The sequence below is a fragment of the Methylococcus capsulatus str. Texas = ATCC 19069 genome (assembly GCF_000424685.1).
Classification (GTDB): Bacteria; Pseudomonadota; Gammaproteobacteria; order Methylococcales; family Methylococcaceae; genus Methylococcus; species Methylococcus capsulatus.
The window spans coordinates 264,416-281,361 of record NZ_KE384224.1 but is presented as its reverse complement, the minus strand read 5'-3'; the positions used below and the strand labels follow the sequence as shown (position 1 = coordinate 281,361).

The following is a 16,946-nucleotide window of genomic DNA, read 5'->3' as shown; positions in this document are numbered from 1 at the left end:
GGCCTTGGGTAAACGCCGGGATCGAGCCGATTCTTGCGTGAGGCGAACCGGACCCCATGCGGTGCGATCTGCCAGATCAGGAAATGGCCGGCGGCGTGCCGGACACGGCTTAGCGGGGCATGTGAAAGTGGAACTCGCGCACGAATGCGACGAGCGTGATCAGTGACACCGTGGCCGTCGCCGCGATCCAGTAGGCAGGCGTGAGCGGGTTGCCGGTCCGGTCGATCAGCCACGCCGCGATCAGCGGTGTGCTGCCGCCGAAGCACCCTACCGCCGCATTGTAGGCAAAGGCCAGACCGGTGCAGCGGACTTCCGCCGGCACCAGCTCGACGTTGGTGGCGACGATGCCGCCGCTGATCAAACCGATGGTCAGTGCAAAGCCGGCTTCGCCCAGAAAGATGGTGGGAGGGTCGGCGGTGTGGATCAGATGAAACAAGGGAATCGCGCCCAGGGCGAGCAGGCCGAAGCCGGCGGCCAGCACCGGCTTGCGGCCAAACCGGTCGGACGCCCAGGCTGCGGCGGGCAGCAGGACCAGAAGCAGAGCCATCGCCCAGGTGTTCAGATTGAAAACCGTCGCGTCCGGCAGATGGTCGATATTCTTGATGTAGCTCACGGCATAGATGAAAGCGGCGTAGAAGCCCACGCCGAAACCCAGGTTCAGCAGCGCAACCCGCAGCATCGCCCCTTTGTGCCTGGCGAACACGGCCCGGACCGAGCTGGCGTGTTCCGCATTCGGAAGTTCCGGCTCCAGCCCCTGGCGGAGCCAATAACCCGTTAGCGCCACCAGCCCTCCGGCCAGGAACGGCAAACGCCAGCCCCAGTTCAGGACTTGTTCTTCACTCAGGACATGGGTCAGCAGATCGCCTGCGCCCGATCCCAGCAGTATGCCCGCAGATGCGCCCCAACTCCCCCACACTGCGGTGAAGGCCCGACGTTCGCCCGGCGCATTCTCCACCAGAAACACGAGGGAGTTGGTAAATTCCCCGCCGACGGACAAGCCCTGAACGATGCGGAGCAGGACGATGGCAACCGGGGCGGCGATGCCGGCGGAAGCATGGGTCGGCAGGAACGCCATGAGCACCGTGGGCACGGCCATTGCGATGACCGACCAGGTGAGTGCCTGCTGCCGCCCCAGGCGGTCTCCGATCCGGCCGAATAGCAATCCGCCGACCGGCCGGACGATTAAGCCAGCAGCGAACGCTCCGAACGAGGCGATCAGCGAAGCCGCGGGATCATCCGCCGGAAAAAACAGCCTGCCGATCACAACGGCGAAATAGCCGTAAACGGCAAAGTCGTACCACTCCATCACGTTGCCGATCAGTCCGGCGAGGATGATGCGGTCGTGACGGCGACGCAACGGGGGTGCAGATGTCATGGGGATGGTGGAATCCTTGTCGGGAGGAGTTTGGAGCGGGCTATCCTCCGGAATTGTGCGGCCGGAAACAAGCTCGCCATCCGCTTCCGCCGGAAATACAATTCACCTCCGAATGCCGGATTCCTCATCTGCAATCCCTTTGGAACCGAGAAGCTTACCCACGCCCAGCAGTACCGAATCCGATGCTCCCGTGCCTTCGCTCGCGGCACTCCAGGCCGGCCAGGTTCATGTCTGGCATGGGGATCTGAGCCGTCTGTCCGCCCTGGGGCAGAACTGGCTTTGCGAGGAAGAAACCCTCCGCGCCGCCCGCATCGATACGGCCGCGGTGCGGATCCAGTTCGTGACCGGGCGCAGGCTGCTGCGGGGCGTGCTCGGCCATTATCTCGACCGCGAACCGGCCTCGCTCGGCTTCGTGACCGGCCCCCATGGCAAACCGGCACTGCGTGGCGAAGGCGTCGAATCCGGGCTTCAGTTCAACCTCAGCCACTCCGGCGGCGCGATCGCGCTGGCGCTGGCCTGGCAAGCCCCGGTCGGGATCGACGTCGAGGCATGGCGCCCCCTGCCTCGTCTCGATGGGCTGGCCCGGCGTTGTCTGGCGCCGAGCGAACGGACGCAGCTCGACGGCCTGGATGACGACGCGGCGACGCGCGCTTTCTTCCGCTTCTGGGTGCGCAAGGAAGCCTTGGGCAAGGCCACGGGAGAGGGCGTGACGCTCGGCCTTCGGCGCTGCGTGTCCAGCCTCGAAGGCCCGCCGCGCTGGCTCGGAATTCCGTCGCAATTGGGGGACGTCGGAGGCTGGTCGCTCGCCGAATTCCCGGTACGGGAAGGATTCGAGGGGGCGGTCACGGTACACGCGGCGAATGCCCGGTTCTACTGGGGAGGGATAGGATTCGACGGCGAAAATCTGGAGTTTGAAAACCTCATATCGCTTCTGTATGCTACGCCGGACTGCGTATTGGGAAACGCGGCAGCGGATTCATCGCGGTACCCTTCCCGGTAAAGCCACTTGTGCCATCGATCTCCTGCTACCAGTTCGCCCGGTCGCCGTCGGCAGCGGCATAGTTCGATCCACACTGACAGAGATGAGAGAGATGAGTCAAGTTCAGCAGGGCACCGTCAAATGGTTCAATGAGACAAAAGGATACGGCTTCATCCAGCGTGAGAGTGGCGCCGATCTGTTCGTCCATTTCCGCTCCATCCTGGGCGAGGGTTTCAAGACCTTGAAGGAAGGACAGCGAGTCAGCTTCGTGGAAGTCCAGGGCGCGAAAGGTCCGCAGGCGGATCAGGTCAGCGTCATCTGATTTCCCGCTCCCGGATGCTTCCGGAGAAACAGGCCCTGCGGGGCCTGTTTTTTTTAACCCCCTTCCGGCCGTCGGGTTCCAAGCTTGGACGCCAAGCTGTGCTAGAATGCCGCACATTTTGAGGTTGTGTCCCGCTCCCGGCGTGCCGCCATCCCGATCCGCACCCGGCGACCGGACCGAGATCCAGACTTCGATTAGAAAAATCCCGGGAAGGGCAAAACACATGAAAATCAACCTGATATTGGCCTATGTATTCAAGTTCGTCACCTTCGTGTTCTTCAGCTTCATCATTTTGGTCTATGCCGGCCTGCTGATCCTGCTGCCGCTGGACATCATGTTCCAGGTCATCCGCATCTTCGCGGGCATCGGATTTCCCACGGTCATCGCCGCTCTGGTCGGCATCGGCGCCCTGGGCTATGTCGGCTACAAGGTCTACCTCGCGCCCGCCCTGTACAAGCTGGTGTTCGACGTCGGCTACCAGTTGATCGAATTCACCCGCCTGCAGTTGAGGCGTTTCGATGACCTCATCGCCGCCGAACAGGGCGGCAAGGGCTGAGCGCCGCGGGTCGGCCCGACGTCCCCCGATGCCCGGCGCCGCCGGGCATCGCTCGTTTTGAGACCCCGCACTTTCGATATTGGCCATGTCCGCTGACCTGAAACAATCCCGACTCGCCGACTGGCGCCAGCGCGCGCTGGCTTTCGAGCGCGAAGTCGGCAAGGCCGTGATCGGGCTGGAACGCCCCATCCGTCATATCCTGATCGCCGTCTTCGCCCGCGGCCATGTGATGCTCGAAGGCGATGTGGGGGTCGGCAAGACCACCCTGCTGAGGGCCGTGGCCCGCTGCCTGGGCGGCGCCTACGAACGGGTCGAAGGCACCATCGACCTGATGCCGAATGACCTGGTCTACCACACCTACATCAACGAGCTCGGCAAGCCGCAGGTCGAACCCGGCCCCGTCCTCAAGCACGGCGAGGAACTCTCCGTCTTCTTCTTCAACGAGGTCAACCGCGCCCGCCCGCAGGTGCATTCGCTGTTGCTGCGGATCATGGCCGAGCACGCCGTCAGCGCTTTCAACCGCGAGCATTTCTTTCCCTACCTGCAAGTCTTCGCCGACCGCAACCGGGTGGAGAAAGAGGAAACCTTCGAGATTCCCTCGGCGGCACGTGACCGCTTCATGATGGAACTGCACGTCGAGACGCCGGCCGACCCCTCGTTGCGACGCGCCCTGATGTTCGACCCGAAATTCCACGACGTCGACCGCCTGCTCGATACCTTGACTCCGGGCATCCTGCCCTACCGTGAAATCCCGCAGATCGCGCCCGTCATCCAGCAATCGGTCACGGCCAGCGAGACCCTGCAGCAGTATGCGCTGGACCTGTGGGAGGCCACACGCCGCCCGGCCGACTACGGCGTGAAACTGGAGGGCATCGACATGGACCGGCTGATCCTGGCCGGAGCCAGCGCCCGCGGTGTGAGCATGATGATGCGCGCCGCCCGGGTCGCCGCCTGGCTGGACGGGCGCGATTACCTCGTTCCGGAGGACATCCATGATGTGTTCCGCGAGACCATCGGCCACCGTGTATTCTTCAATCCGGTGTACGAGCTGCGGCGGACGGCGCTGATCGATGAACTCCTGCACGCCATCCGGCAAAAGGTCGCGGCGCCGTGATCCCGGAGTTCCACTACCGGGTCCGCTGGCGTGCCGCCGGCGCGCATCCCGGCCGCCATGCCAGCCACCGGACCGGCGGCGGCTACGAATTCGCAGGACACCAGCCGTTTGCGGCCTTCCCCGACCCGCGCAACATCGATTCCCATGCCACCCTGAACGATCCCTTTGGGCAACTCATGGTGAAGACTTTCCGCCAGCGCAGCGCCATCCCCGTGTTCGTGCTCGCCGACCTGTCGGCTTCGATGGGTTACGCCGACAAGGTGCAGGTCCTGGCCGAATTCACCTCGGCCGCGGCTTATTCCGCCTACCGCAGTGGCGATCCTTTCGGCCTCATCGTCTGCGGGGAGACCATCCGCTGGGATGTCAGCCTCCCGCTGCGCTGGCACAAGGGCGGTCTGCCCGCCGACACGGCCGCAAATCTCGCCCGGATCCGCCCGGATGCCCGCAGCGCTGCGGCCCTGGAAGCCGCCGTGCCCCATCTCGGACGCGGCAGGGCCCTGGTGCTGCTGGTGTCCGACTTTCATCTGGATGATGCCTTCCTGGAGTCGCTGTTCGACGCACTGCGTCCGCACGACGTGGTACCGGTCGCCGTGTGGAGCCGGGCCGAATACGACGCGCTCCCCGACTGGGGCCTGATCCATCTGCGCGATCCCGAAACCGGCCAGCGACGGCGATTGTTCATGCGCCCGGCCCTCAAGCGCCGATTCCGGGACGTGTTCCAGGCGCGGCGGGAGCGTCTGCGGGAGCTGGCTGTCCGCCACGGCGCCCGCGAACCCTTCCTGCTCGAAGACCGCCTCGACGCCGACGCACTGACCCGGTATTTCTACGAAACCTGAAAGGCGGCCTCATGCGCAAGTTCACCCTGCCGCTCGCCAGTATGCTCGCCATCGTGGCGGCTGCCGCCTGGCTGACGAGTATGAGCGACCGGGCCGTGCCGGCGAGGCTGGAGAGCCAAGACGGTCACACCGTCACCCATACGATGGGCGATCTGATCGTGCGCGATGTCGTGGTCTCCGTCCATGGCGGCCGAATCGACCCCGCCTCGCTCCCCGCTCCCGGTCCGATCAACGAATGGGCGGAGATTCGCAAGGTCGAAACCGACTCGGCCGGCGAACGGACACGGGTCCGCATCACCTATCAGGTCTTCCATGGCGTGCGCGGGCCGGAAACCGCCGAGCTGCCGCCTCTGCGGCTGCGTTTCTCGGGCACCGGCGGTTCGCCCGACGTCGAAGTGCCGCCGCTGCCGGTCAGCTTCATGCCGCTGATCCCTCCGGGCATCCCCGACGAGAAAGTGATGATCCGGACCACGCGGCCGGCCGAACCCCGGCCGTTTGCGCCTTACGGGCCATGGCTGGGTCTCGGCCTGGCTCTGGGTGCGGGGGCCGGCTTTTACCTGCTGTGGCTGCGCGGTCTCCTGCCGATACTCGCCGGGCCGCTGCCGTTCCGCCGCGCCAGCCGCGAATTGCGGCGACTGGCGAATCAGCCTTTACCGGGCCGGCCCGCCTGCCTCATCCTGCACCGCGCGTTGAACGAGACCGCCGGCGAAGCGGTGTTCGGTGACGACCTGGAGGCTTTCCTCGCTCGCCATCCGGAATTCATCGGTCTTCGCGGGCTGCTGAGCGAATTTTTCGCCGCATCCCGACGGCTGTTCTTTGCGGAAGACTCCGATGACGGAGTCTACCCGCTTTGCCTGAAGCTCGCGCACCTCGCCCAGCGACTGGAAAGGCGGCGGTCATGAGCTTCGGATTCGTCTCCCCCTGGTGGCTGCTGCTCGGCGCCGGCGCTCTGCTACCCTGGTTGCGTCCGGGCCAGCCGGCGGTCGATTATTCCAGCCTGGCCATGATGCCGGAAGACCGGTTGTCCGTTGCCATCGACCGTGGACTGCGCGCCCTCACCTCGCTGGCGTTGGCGGCACTCGCCGCCGGCATCGCTGGCCCTTACGCTCTGGAGCAATGGGAGGAGCGGCTGGGCACCGGCGCCCACATCGTCCTGCTCATGGATCGCAGCAGCAGCATGAACGAGAACTTTTCGGGACGGTACCTCGGCGGTACCGCCGGGGAGTCCAAGAACGCCGTCGCCCGCCGGCTGCTCGCGGACTTCGTCCGCCGGCGCGGCGACGATCTGTTCGCCATGGTGGCCTTCAGCGCCGCACCGCGCTACGTGATGCCTCTGACCCAGGACCGCGAGGCGGTGCTGGCCGCCATAGACAGCGTTGGCGACCGCGGCCACGGCATCACGAACATTGCGCCGGGTCTGGCCATGGCATTGGATTTTTTCAATGGCCGGCCCGCGACCGGCGCCCGTATCATTCTGCTGGTCTCAGATGGCGCCACCCGTATCGAGGAGGAATCGCAGGACATGATCCGGCAATGGTTCCAGGACAGCCAGTCGCGCCTGTACTGGATCTATCTCCGCAGCACGAACAGCGCTCCGCTGGACCGGCCACCCACGGGAGCCAGCGACGACGCATCGCCCGAATACCTGCTGCACCGATACTTCCAGAGTCTGGGAGTGCCCTACACAGCCTACGAGGCGACGAATCCGCGGGCAGTGGAAGAAGCCATCGCCGATATCGGACGGCTGGCCAACCAGCCTCTGCGCTATCTCGAGAAAGTCCCGCGCAAGGACCTGTCCGGATGGTGCTACGGCTGCGCCCTGATCCTGCTCCTGCCGCTCCTCGCCGCCAAATCCCTGGAGGTGCACGCATGGTGACGCAGGCCAGACTGCGCGAAAACGCGGCCTTGGGGCTGCTCGTCCTCGGCCTGGGACTGGCCGGATGGGCTGGCTGCCACCTGGTCGTCGTGGCACGGGAAAATGCCGCCATCGCGGATCCGCGGAGCCTGGAGCTGGACGAGGATACGGCACCGGAACTGATCCTGGCCAAGGCGCAGGCGTTGGACCTCGGCGGCGACTACCGGGAAGCGTTGCGGCTCTACCATACGCTCCGGAACGACCCCTCCCCCGCCTTCCGGCAACGGGTCCACTACAACATGGGCACGATCTACTTGCGGGAGGCGGCCGGCCTGTGGAACTCGCACGGTGTGCTGGAATATGCGCGCGTCAACGCTCTGGTGACGCTCGCCAAGGAAAATCTCAAAGAGGCCCTGCGGCTGAAACCGGACGACCAGGATGCACGTTTCAATCTCGAGTACGCCTTCCGCATCACGCCGCCGCCCAAGGAAAAGGAAAAAGCCAACTGGCAGGGCACCAAGTCCTCCGTGTTCTCGACCCTGCCCGGCATCCCCGGGGGGGGGCCATGAAGGCGCGTGTCGGCCGGCCCTTCGCGGGGCTGGCGGCCGCCGCGGTCCTCACCCTGCTGGCATGGGCTGATCCCCGGATTCCGCTGGAACGGCCGGTGTTCCGCTACCTGTTCGTGCTCGACATCACCCAGAGCATGAACGCCCGTGACTATCATCTCGAAGGACTGCCAGCCGACCGGCTGGGCTTCGCCAAGGCCGCCATCCGCCGCGCCATCACCGATTTGCCTTGCGGCTCGCAAGCCGGTCTCGGCCTGTTCACCACCCAGAACGTGGAACTGCTGTTCGAGCCGCTGGAAGTCTGCCGCCACGCCGGGGTGATCGAAGACGTGCTGGAGCACGTCGACTGGCGCATGGCCTGGGCCGCCGACAGCTTCATCGCCCAGGGGCTCAACGCCGCGCTGCGCATCGTCAAGAAACGCGATCCGGCGCCGCGCCTGGTGTTCCTCAGCGATGGCCAGCAGACGCCGGAGGACCCGGTCAGACCGGAGCTCAAGATCAAGCCGGGTGAAGTCCAAGGGCTCATCGTCGGCGTCGGCGACGTCAAGCCGGTGCCGATACCGCGGCTCGACCGGGAAAACCGGCCGCTGGGATTCTGGGAAAAGGCCGACATCCTGGCCCCGGTGACCACCACCGCCTATCTGGACGCTTCCGCCGATACCAGCCATCGGCGCGGAAACGACGGCAGTCTGTACCTGTCCTGGCTGCACGAGACGGAACTCAGGGATTTCGCCGACACCGCCGGCTTGGGCTACCTGCGGCTCGACACGCCGGAAGGGCTGAGCCTGGCGCTGCGCGATCCCGCGCTGGGCGAACTGCGCGTCGTACCCACGGGCATCGGCTGGACGCTCGCACTCATCGCCTGGCTGCTGGTAATCTGGCCACATCTCGTTCCTGACCCGAGGGCCCGCCATGTCTCTGGCTAAGCTGCTGATCGTCGTCGGACTCGGTATCGCCGCCCTGGGCGCGCTGCTGCATCTCGCGCCCGGCCTGCTCGGCTGGTTCGGTCGGCTGCCCGGCGATATCCGGCTGGGCGACGAAAACCGCTACGTTTTCATCCCGATCACCTCCATGATCGTGATCAGCCTCATCATCAGTCTGATATTGAACCTGTTCTTCCGCCGCTGAACACCTCCGCCGGGGGAACGCGGGCTGAATCCACTCCCTCGGCGCTCCCCCGCCACGACCATGACCGATACGCTGAACGCCGACCCGCCCCGCCGCATCCGCAGCTTCGTGCTCCGGCAAGGCCGCATCACCGCCTCGCAGAAGAATGCCCTGGAAAACCTGTGGCCGCGCTATGGCCTGGATCCGGCAGCGGCGTTCGACCCTGCGGCCGTATTCGGCCGACGGGCGCCGCTCACCCTGGAAATCGGCTTCGGCAACGGCGAAAGCCTGGCGGCGATGGCCCAGAGCCTGCCGGCAGAGGACTTCATCGGCGCGGAAGTCCATCCTCCCGGCATCGGCCATCTGCTGATCGAGCTGGAGCGGCGGGGACTGGACAACGTCCGGGTGTTCCGGGTCGATGCCGTCGAACTGTTGGAGAATTGCATCCCCGAAGGCGCCCTGGCGCGGATCCTGGTGTTCTTTCCCGATCCCTGGCACAAGCAGCGGCACAAGAAACGCCGCCTCGTCTCGCCGGCATTCGCCCGGCTGGCCGCCTCCCGCCTGGCGCCGGGAGGCGTGTTCCATGCCGCCACCGACTGGGAGGATTATGCGATGCAGATGCTGGAGGTATTGAACGGCTGCGAGACGCTGGTAAACCAGGCGCCGGACGGGCGCTTCAGCGAACGCCCCGCATACCGCTCGCCGACCAAGTTCGAACAGCGAGGGCGGCGGCTGGGACACGGCGTGTGGGATCTGGTCTACCGGCGGTCCTGAACCGCGCCCTCCCGGGACAACCAACCGGCGATCTCATCCGCCGGCACCGGCCGGCTGAAGTAGAACCCCTGTACCTCGTCGCACCCCGCCCGTTCGAGGAATTCGAGTTGCTCCGCAGTCTCCACGCCCTCGGCGACCACCTTCAAGTGCAGCTGCTTGGCCAGGGCAATGATGGCCCGAGTGATCGCGGCGTGGTCTTCCCTGCGGGTCACGTCGCGAATGAACGACTGGTCGATCTTCAGCTTGTCGACCGGAAAACGGTTGAGGTATCCGAGCGAACTGTAGCCGGTGCCGAAATCGTCGATGGAAAAGCGTGTGCCGCGCTCCTTCAGTTTCCGCAGCATGTCGGACATCCGTCCGACGTCGCGCATGACCGCCGTCTCGGTCAGCTCCAGTTCGAGGAGTCCCGGCGCCAGTCTGCAGCCGGACAGCAACGCTTCCACCTGTTCCGGGAAATCGTCCTTCTGCAATTGCAGCGGTGACAGGTTGACCGCGACGGGAACGATGCACAGACCTGCGGCCTGCCATTCGCGCTGCTGGCGGCAGGCCTCCTCCAGAACCCATCGACCGATCCGATGGATGATGCCGGTCTCTTCGGCCAACGGGATGAAGCGTAGCGGCGGCACCCAGCCCACCTCCGGATGCCGCCAGCGGATCAACGCTTCCAGCCCGATCAGCCGGCGGGAGCAGACCTCGATCTGTGGCTGATAATAAAGCCGGAACTCCCCGTTCGACAGGGCCTGGTGCAAGGCATTTTCCAGGGCCAGCCGCTCGGTGGCCACGGCGCTCATTTCCGCTGAGAAAAACTGGTAGGTGTTGCGGCCCAAAGACTTCGCGTGGTACATCGCCGCGTCGGCGCTCTTGATCAGGCTCTCGGAGTCGCCGGCGTCGTGGGGATAGAGACTGATCCCTAAGCTCGGCGTCACGATCAGTGTCCGGCCACCGACGACGGCAGGTTTCGCTATGGCCGAGATCATCGCGTTCGCGACCCGCGCCGCCCGAACGGCATCGGAGTCTGCCAGGATGACGACGAATTCGTCACCCCCCTGGCGAGCCACGAAGTCACCCTGTCCGGTACAGTCCTGGATTCGCTCAGCTACCTGGCACAGAAGCTCGTCGCCCACGCTGTGCCCCAGCGAATCGTTGATGGTCTTGAAACGGTCCAGATCGAGCACGACCAGGGCGATCTGCCTCCGGTCCCGTGCCGCAGCTTCGATGAGCTGGTCCAGCCGCGCCTGGAAATAGGCCCGGTTCGGCAGGCCCGTGAGATCGTCATGGTAGGAGAGATAGCGGATCTGCGCTTCGGCCCGCTTGAACTCGCTGATGTCGGTGAAGATGCTGACATAGTGGGTCGTGCTGCCATCGGGGCCTTTGACCGCCGATACCGACTGCCATGCGGGGAAAATGTGACCGTCCCGGTGGCGGTTCCAGATCTCGCCGCTCCAATGCCCTTCGGTCTCGAGCGCCTGCCAGAACCGCCGGTAGAAAGCGCCGTCATGACGCCCGGACTGGAGCATTCTGGGCGTGCGTCCGACCACTTCCCCGGCACTGTAGCCGGTGATGGTTTCGAAAGCAGGATTGACCTGCAGGATCCGGGCCCGGGCGTCGGTGATCAGCACCGCATCGCGGGTATGCTGGAAGGCGGTTTCGATCAGGCGCAGCTGCGCCGTGGCCTTCTGCCTGTCGGTCACGTCGACCAGAGAGAACAGCAGGTATTCGACCTCGCCTTTGCCGTCGAGAACCGGCACCAGGTTCCAGTCCCAGTAGGTGACGCCCCGTTCCGGCTGGTCCGGAAATGTGAAAGGGCGCGCAACCGCTTCGAACGGCTGGCGGGTGCGCACGACCTCCTCGAAGATGAACCGGGCATCCGAAGGGTATAGCTCGAAATGGTTGCGGCCTTCGAACTCGGCGACATCCCGGCGGCAGGCCCGCGCATAGGCCGGATTGACACGGATGAAATTGAACTGGGGATCCAGAACGACGAGGCACGAGACACTGTATTGGAAGACCATTTCCACCAATTTGAGCCGCTCCTGCAACGTCGCTTTCAGCCGTTCCATTTCCGTGATGTCACGAATGATCGCGGATACGCCGGTCAGGCGGTTTTCGGCGTCGAAAAGCGGCGAAACCGTCAGCGATATCGGGAAATCGCGGCCGTCCTTGTGCAGACCCCGGCTCTCGAAACGGACGACCTCGTGCTCATCGATGACTCGCCGCAATATCTGCCCCGGTTCGCCCTGCTTTGCGAGCGGTGGCAGAACGGTGACCGGCTGCCCTATGATTTCCTCTGCCGCATAGCCCCACATCCGTTCCGCGCCTTTGTTCCAGGTACGGATTCTGCCTTGGAGATCGCTGACGATGACGGTGTCACCGGTCGATTCCACGATGGCAGCGAGTCGGTGAAGTTTCTCTTCGGTTTCATGAAAGGATGTGACGTCCCATACCGTCCCCACCGATCGCAAGGGCCGCCCATCTTCGCTGTAAAAGGTTTGGCAACGCTCGCGGACGTGTTTGACGCGGCCGTCTGGCATGAGCAGCCGATGGACGATTTCATAGGACCCTCTGTCGGCGATCGAGCGGCGGTAGGCCGCGTCTACCCTCTCCCTGTCGTCGGGATGCACGAGGGCGAGGAAGGCTTCGTAGGACGCCTCGAACCGTTCGGGATCGATCTCGAAAATCCGGAACACCTGGTCCGACCATTCCAGCCGGCCTTGCACCAGATCGAGTTCCCAACTGCCGAGATTGGCCACCTGCTGCGCTTCGCGCAGATGGAACGCGCTCCGTCGCAGCGCCGCTTCGGCCCGCTTGGGCTTCAGCAGCAACCCGTAGGCCAGCGCGATCGGAACGAAAGCAACACCCAAAGCAAGGATCAGGTAGTCCATATGCCGCCGCCATTTTCATGCCCGCCCCGCGCCGTCTGCCCCGGCGCGCCCCCGGACACCCAGTTTTCATGCCGGCCTCTTCCGGGAAAGAGGCGTCCTTCATGGCGGCCGGCACGGGGCCGGCCGTTGCCGCCTCAGTTCAAAAGCGCCGCCAAATGCTGGAGCGGCGGGAGGATCAACATCCGGGCCAACTGGATGCCGATCAGCGGCAGGAGGGGCGAGAAATCCAGCCCGCCTGCCGGCGGCAGCAGGCGGCGGCTGAGGCGCAGCAGTGGCTCGGTCAGGCTGGTGAGCAGCGAGGCGGCCGGATGGTAGGGCATCCGCCCGAACCAGCTCAGCAGGGCACGAGCGATGATGCAGAAGAAAAAGATGTTGAATACCAGATCGAGCAGATCGTGAACCGACCATACCGCCAGGGCCGCAACCGATACCGCGGCGGCGCCCTGCAGCAGGAATACCAGATAGCTCGCCACCGTTTGCAACACCAGCATCAGCACCAGCGAGGCGGTGTCGATCCGTCCCATCGCCGGAATGAAACGTCGCAGCAGCCGAAGCGGCGGATGGGTCACCTTGACCAGAAATTGCGATATGGGGTTGTAATAATCCGCCCCGGTCCATTGCAGCAGGAAGCGCAGGAGTACGGCGAAGATATACAGGCCGAACAGTGTTTCCACCAGAAACACCGCGGGATTGACGAGATAGCCCAGGTCCATCGCTCAAGCCCCCAGTTCCCGCGCCAATTCGACCGCTCTGGCATGAGCCGCCGCCACGGCATCTCTCACGATCTCATGCAGCCCCCGCTCCTCGAACACGCCGATCGCCCGCTCGGTCGTTCCCTTGGGAGAGGTCACCCTCTGCCGCAGCTGGGCCGGACCTTCTTCGGACTCGATGGCGATGCGGGCGGCTCCGAGCGCTGTCTGCTGCACCAAGAGGCGTGCGGTCTCGGGATCGAGCCCCAGGCTGGCGGCGGCGTTTTCCATCGCTTCCATCAGCAGGAAAAAGTAGGCCGGTCCGCTGCCGGAAATCGCCGTGACGGCGTCCAGCGCTTCCTCCCGCTCGACCCAGACGGTCACACCGACGGCGCGCAGGATGCTTTCGGCCTCGCTACGTTGGGCTGAGGTCGTCTTGCCGTTCGCATGCAGCGCGGTGGCGGAACTCTTGACCAGAGCCGGGGTGTTCGGCATGCAGCGGACGAGGGCCTGGTCGCCGCCGAGCCAGCGGTCGAGGGAGGACTCTGCGACACCGGCCGCGACCGACAGGATCAGCGGCCGGGTTTCCGCAACGATGTCGGCCAGCCCCTCCGCCACTTCCCGCAGAATCTGCGGCTTCACGGCCAGGATCAGGATTTCCGCCAGTCTCGCCACCTGCCGGTTGTCCCCGCTCACGTTGACTCCGAACTTCAGAGAAAGCGCGTCCAGCTTCGCCTCATCCACGTCCGACACCCAAATGGTCCGGGCCGGATAACCGTCGGCCACCAGCCCTCCCACCAGGCTCGAGGCCATGTTGCCTGCCCCGATGAACCCCAAGGTCTTATGCTTCATTTCCCCTTTTCTCCCGACTGAACAATTCCGATTATCATATTTAACGGTACGCCTTGCCGGAATCCCATGCTCACCCCTTGGCCGGCGGACGCCGGCCGAAAATCGCGGTTCCGACGCGTACCAAGGTTGTCCCTTCCGCCACTGCTGCCTCCAGGTCGTCCGACATGCCCATGGAAAGGGTGTCGAGCCCCGGCATCCCGAGTCCTTCCAGCAGTTCCCGCAGGCGGCTGAACGCGGCGCGCTGCTCCCGTTCGTCGGCGGTCGGCGCCGGAATCGCCATCAGGCCCCGGAGGCGCAGCCGCGGCAAGGCAGCGACCGCTTGCGCCAGCTCGGCCACGGCGGCCGGCGTCACGCCGGATTTGGTCGGTTCCCCGCCGATGTTGACCTGGATGCAGACATTCAAGGGGGCCCTCCCCGGGGGACGCTGATCGTTGAGGCGCTGGGCGATCTTCAGGCGGTCGATGCTATGCACCCAGTCGAAGCGCTCGGCGAGGAGACGGGTCTTGTTCGACTGGATCGGACCGATGAAGTGCCAGACGATGTCGAGATCGGCCAGGAGGTCCTGTTTCTCCATGGCCTCCTGCAGATAGTTCTCACCGAACTCCCGCTGACCCAGGTCGTAGGCCGCACGCAACACCGCGGCGGGTTGGGTTTTCGAGACCGCCACCAGACGCACCGAATCTTCCGGGCGCCCGCAAGCCTGCTCCGCCCCCCGGATTCTCTGCCGTACCGCCTGCAAATTCTCCTGGAGTTCCAGCATTCCATCCACCGTTGGCTATACTTTTGCGGTCTCGGATTTTACCCGACTGAGCCCGATGGATATCGCCGAACTGCTGGCCTTCTCGGTCAAGAACAAATCCTCCGACCTGCATCTTTCCTCTGGGTTGCCGCCGATGATCCGCGTCGACGGCGACATCCGGCGCATCAACGTGCCTCCGCTGGAGCACAAGGAAGTGCACGCCCTCATCTATGACATCATGAACGACAAACAGCGCCGCGACTTCGAGGAATTTCTGGAAACCGACTTCTCGTTCGAGCTTCCGGGCGTCGCCCGTTTCCGCGTCAACGCCTTCAACCAGGATCGGGGCGCGGCGGCCGTATTTCGCACCATTCCTTCCAAGGTCCTGACACTGGAGGAACTGGGCTGTCCGAAATTCTTCCAGGATGTCACCCGCCAGCCACGCGGCCTGATCGTGGTCACGGGACCGACGGGTTCGGGCAAGTCCACCACGCTGGCGGCCATGATCGATTACATCAACTCCAACGACTATTCTCACATTCTGACCATCGAGGATCCGATCGAGTTCGTCCACCAAAGCAAGAAATGCCTGATCAACCAGCGCGAGGTGCACCGTAACACCTTGGGCTTCAACGAAGCCCTGCGCTCCGCATTGCGGGAGGACCCGGACGTGATCCTGGTGGGGGAAATGCGCGACCTGGAAACCATCCGCCTGGCGCTGACCGCGGCCGAGACCGGCCACCTGGTGTTCGGCACCCTGCACACCAGTTCCGCCGCCAAGACCATCGACCGCATCGTCGACGTATTTCCCGCCGCGGAGAAAGAGATGATCCGCTCCATGCTGTCGGAATCGCTGCAAGCGGTTATTTCGCAGGCTCTGGTCAAGAAGGCCGGCGGCGGCCGGACCGCGGCCTGGGAGATCATGGTCGGCACACCGGCCATCCGCAACCTGATCCGCGAGGCCAAGGTGGCCCAGATGTATTCGACGATCCAGACCGGCCGCAAGGACGGCATGCAGACCCTGGACCAGCACCTGCAGGAGCTGGTGGAGAAAGGGATCGTCACCCGGCAGGTCGCCCGCGAAGTCGCCGTCAACAAAGCCGCGTTCTAGGCGAGGAGCCCGCCCATGGAATTCGAATCGCTGCTCAAGCTGATGGTACTGAAGAAAGCATCCGATCTCTTCATCACCGCGGCCAAGGAGCCCTGCATGAAGCTGAACGGCACCATCGTGCCGCTGTCCAGCACCAAACTCACCACCGACCAGGTGCGCCAGCTCGTCCTCGGGATCATGAACCAGCGCCAGCGCGACGAGTTCGAGAACACCAACGAATGCAACTTCGCCCTCTCCGCGGCCGGACTGGGCCGGTTCCGGGTCAGCGCCTTCGTGCAGCGGAACAGTCCCGGCATGGTGCTGCGCAGGATCGAGACCGAGATTCCCACCGTGGAACAGCTCAATCTGCCCTCCGTCCTCAACGACCTGGTCATGACCAAGCGCGGCCTGATCCTGTTCGTGGGCGCGACCGGCACCGGCAAGTCGACGTCGCTGGCGGCGATGCTCAAGTACCGCAACGAGCACTCCAGCGGCCACATCATCACCATCGAGGATCCCCTGGAATTCGTACACCCGCACGCGGGCTGCATCGTCACCCAGCGCGAGGTCGGCATCGATACCGAATCCTACGAAGTCGCGCTGAAGAACACCCTGCGGCAGGCGCCGGACGTGATCCTCATCGGCGAGATCCGCACCCGCGAGACCATGCAGCAGGCCATCACCTTCGCCGAAACCGGCCACCTCTGCCTGAGCACCCTGCACGCCAACAACGCCAACCAGGCGCTGGATCGCATCCTCCATTTCTTCCCGGAAGACATGCATCCGCAGGTGTTCATGGACCTGTCGCTGAACCTGCGTGCCATCATCGCCCAGCAGCTCGTCAGGCGCGCCGACGGCAAGGGGCGCTATCCGGCGGTGGAAATCCTCATCAATACCCCTCTGGTCTCCGACCTGATCCGCCAGGGCGAGGTCCACAAGCTCAAGGACGTGATGAAACAGTCGCGCGAACAGGGCATGCAGACCTTCGACCAGGCGCTGTTCGAATTGTTCAAGGCGGGCAGGATCGGCTACGAGGATGCCCTCTACTCCGCCGATTCCAAGAACGAAGTCCGCTTGATGATCAAGCTCAGCGAAGAAGGCAGCATCGACAAATACGCGCCCAAGGACGACTCGATCCGGATCGTCGACAACTGAGAACGGCGGTCCGGAAATCTGCCGGACGCCTGCCGGACATGCCAGAAACCACACG

The 16,946-nt window shown here is 64.5% G+C and carries 18 protein-coding genes; 13 read left to right on the top strand and 5 right to left on the bottom strand.

Translation table 11 applies throughout. From position 1 onward, the window contains the following. Positions 1 to 109 precede the first annotated feature (109 nt). The gene (locus tag H156_RS0112715; RefSeq protein ID WP_026597620.1) at positions 110 to 1,375 is read right to left on the bottom strand and encodes an MFS transporter; all 1,266 of its coding nucleotides are present in this window, start codon (positions 1,373 to 1,375) and stop codon (positions 110 to 112) included. 190 nt (positions 1,376 to 1,565) lie between these two features. Between H156_RS0112715 and H156_RS0112710 the strand changes: the two genes are divergently transcribed. The 11 genes from H156_RS0112710 to trmB all read left to right on the top strand — a co-directional run bounded on the left by H156_RS0112710 (position 1,566) and on the right by trmB (position 9,484). After that, positions 1,566 to 2,375 carry a 4'-phosphopantetheinyl transferase family protein gene (locus H156_RS0112710; protein ID WP_017365672.1) on the top strand — a complete coding sequence of 270 codons (810 nt, stop codon included), beginning with the start codon at positions 1,566 to 1,568 and terminating at the stop codon, positions 2,373 to 2,375. 91 nt (positions 2,376 to 2,466) lie between these two features. Then, a complete protein-coding gene (locus H156_RS0112705; protein ID WP_010960796.1) occupies positions 2,467 to 2,676 on the top strand; it encodes a cold-shock protein in 210 nt (69 codons plus the stop codon). A 223-nt stretch (positions 2,677 to 2,899) separates the two neighbouring features. Further along, positions 2,900 to 3,232 (top strand): hypothetical protein, encoded by a 333-nt coding sequence (locus H156_RS16170; RefSeq protein WP_017365673.1) that lies wholly within the window; start codon positions 2,900 to 2,902, stop codon positions 3,230 to 3,232. 85 nt (positions 3,233 to 3,317) lie between these two features. Next, positions 3,318 to 4,346, top strand: a complete 1,029-nt coding sequence (locus H156_RS0112695) for an AAA family ATPase (protein WP_017365674.1) — start codon at positions 3,318 to 3,320, stop codon at positions 4,344 to 4,346. Next, on the top strand, positions 4,343 to 5,182 hold the full coding sequence (locus H156_RS0112690; RefSeq protein WP_010960799.1) for a DUF58 domain-containing protein: 840 nt from the start codon (positions 4,343 to 4,345) through the stop codon (positions 5,180 to 5,182). Before H156_RS0112695 ends, H156_RS0112690 begins: the two co-directional genes overlap by 4 nt. Before the next feature lie 11 nt (positions 5,183 to 5,193). After that, entirely contained in the window at positions 5,194 to 6,084 is an 891-nt protein-coding gene (locus H156_RS16165) for a hypothetical protein (protein ID WP_017365675.1), read from the top strand. After that, positions 6,081 to 7,058 carry a vWA domain-containing protein gene (locus H156_RS0112680; RefSeq protein ID WP_017365676.1) on the top strand — a complete coding sequence of 326 codons (978 nt, stop codon included), beginning with the start codon at positions 6,081 to 6,083 and terminating at the stop codon, positions 7,056 to 7,058. The genes H156_RS16165 and H156_RS0112680 overlap by 4 nt, the downstream gene beginning before the upstream one ends. Next, the gene (locus H156_RS0112675; RefSeq protein WP_017365677.1) at positions 7,052 to 7,606 is read left to right on the top strand and encodes a tetratricopeptide repeat protein; all 555 of its coding nucleotides are present in this window, start codon (positions 7,052 to 7,054) and stop codon (positions 7,604 to 7,606) included. The genes H156_RS0112680 and H156_RS0112675 overlap by 7 nt, the downstream gene beginning before the upstream one ends. Next, positions 7,603 to 8,529 (top strand): vWA domain-containing protein, encoded by a 927-nt coding sequence (locus H156_RS0112670; protein ID WP_017365678.1) that lies wholly within the window; start codon positions 7,603 to 7,605, stop codon positions 8,527 to 8,529. The genes H156_RS0112675 and H156_RS0112670 overlap by 4 nt, the downstream gene beginning before the upstream one ends. Next, positions 8,516 to 8,731 (top strand): DUF2905 family protein, encoded by a 216-nt coding sequence (locus H156_RS0112665; RefSeq protein WP_017365679.1) that lies wholly within the window; start codon positions 8,516 to 8,518, stop codon positions 8,729 to 8,731. Before H156_RS0112670 ends, H156_RS0112665 begins: the two co-directional genes overlap by 14 nt. A 60-nt stretch (positions 8,732 to 8,791) precedes the next feature. Further along, positions 8,792 to 9,484 carry a tRNA (guanosine(46)-N7)-methyltransferase TrmB gene (gene trmB, locus H156_RS0112660; RefSeq protein WP_017365680.1) on the top strand — a complete coding sequence of 231 codons (693 nt, stop codon included), beginning with the start codon at positions 8,792 to 8,794 and terminating at the stop codon, positions 9,482 to 9,484. Here trmB and H156_RS0112655 read toward each other — a convergent pair. The 4 genes from H156_RS0112655 to H156_RS0112640 all read right to left on the bottom strand — a co-directional run bounded on the left by H156_RS0112655 (position 9,469) and on the right by H156_RS0112640 (position 14,667). Next, positions 9,469 to 12,366, bottom strand: coding sequence for an EAL domain-containing protein (locus tag H156_RS0112655; protein ID WP_017365681.1), 2,898 nt, complete (start codon positions 12,364 to 12,366; stop codon positions 9,469 to 9,471). The two genes, trmB and H156_RS0112655, sit on opposite strands and share 16 nt — an antisense overlap. A gap of 134 nt (positions 12,367 to 12,500) precedes the next feature. Continuing rightward, complete coding sequence (locus tag H156_RS0112650; RefSeq protein ID WP_010960806.1) at positions 12,501 to 13,079, bottom strand: YggT family protein; 579 nt, start codon at positions 13,077 to 13,079, stop codon at positions 12,501 to 12,503. A gap of 3 nt (positions 13,080 to 13,082) precedes the next feature. After that, complete coding sequence (gene proC / locus H156_RS0112645) at positions 13,083 to 13,907, bottom strand: pyrroline-5-carboxylate reductase (protein ID WP_017365682.1); 825 nt, start codon at positions 13,905 to 13,907, stop codon at positions 13,083 to 13,085. A 70-nt stretch (positions 13,908 to 13,977) separates the two neighbouring features. Next, positions 13,978 to 14,667 (bottom strand): YggS family pyridoxal phosphate-dependent enzyme, encoded by a 690-nt coding sequence (locus H156_RS0112640; RefSeq protein WP_017365683.1) that lies wholly within the window; start codon positions 14,665 to 14,667, stop codon positions 13,978 to 13,980. Between the two features lie 55 nt (positions 14,668 to 14,722). Between H156_RS0112640 and H156_RS0112635 the strand changes: the two genes are divergently transcribed. Both H156_RS0112635 and H156_RS0112630 read left to right on the top strand, forming a co-directional pair. Next, positions 14,723 to 15,757, top strand: a complete 1,035-nt coding sequence (locus tag H156_RS0112635; RefSeq protein WP_010960809.1) for a type IV pilus twitching motility protein PilT — start codon at positions 14,723 to 14,725, stop codon at positions 15,755 to 15,757. Between the two features lie 15 nt (positions 15,758 to 15,772). Then, complete coding sequence (locus H156_RS0112630; protein ID WP_017365684.1) at positions 15,773 to 16,891, top strand: PilT/PilU family type 4a pilus ATPase; 1,119 nt, start codon at positions 15,773 to 15,775, stop codon at positions 16,889 to 16,891. Positions 16,892 to 16,946 lie beyond the last annotated feature (55 nt).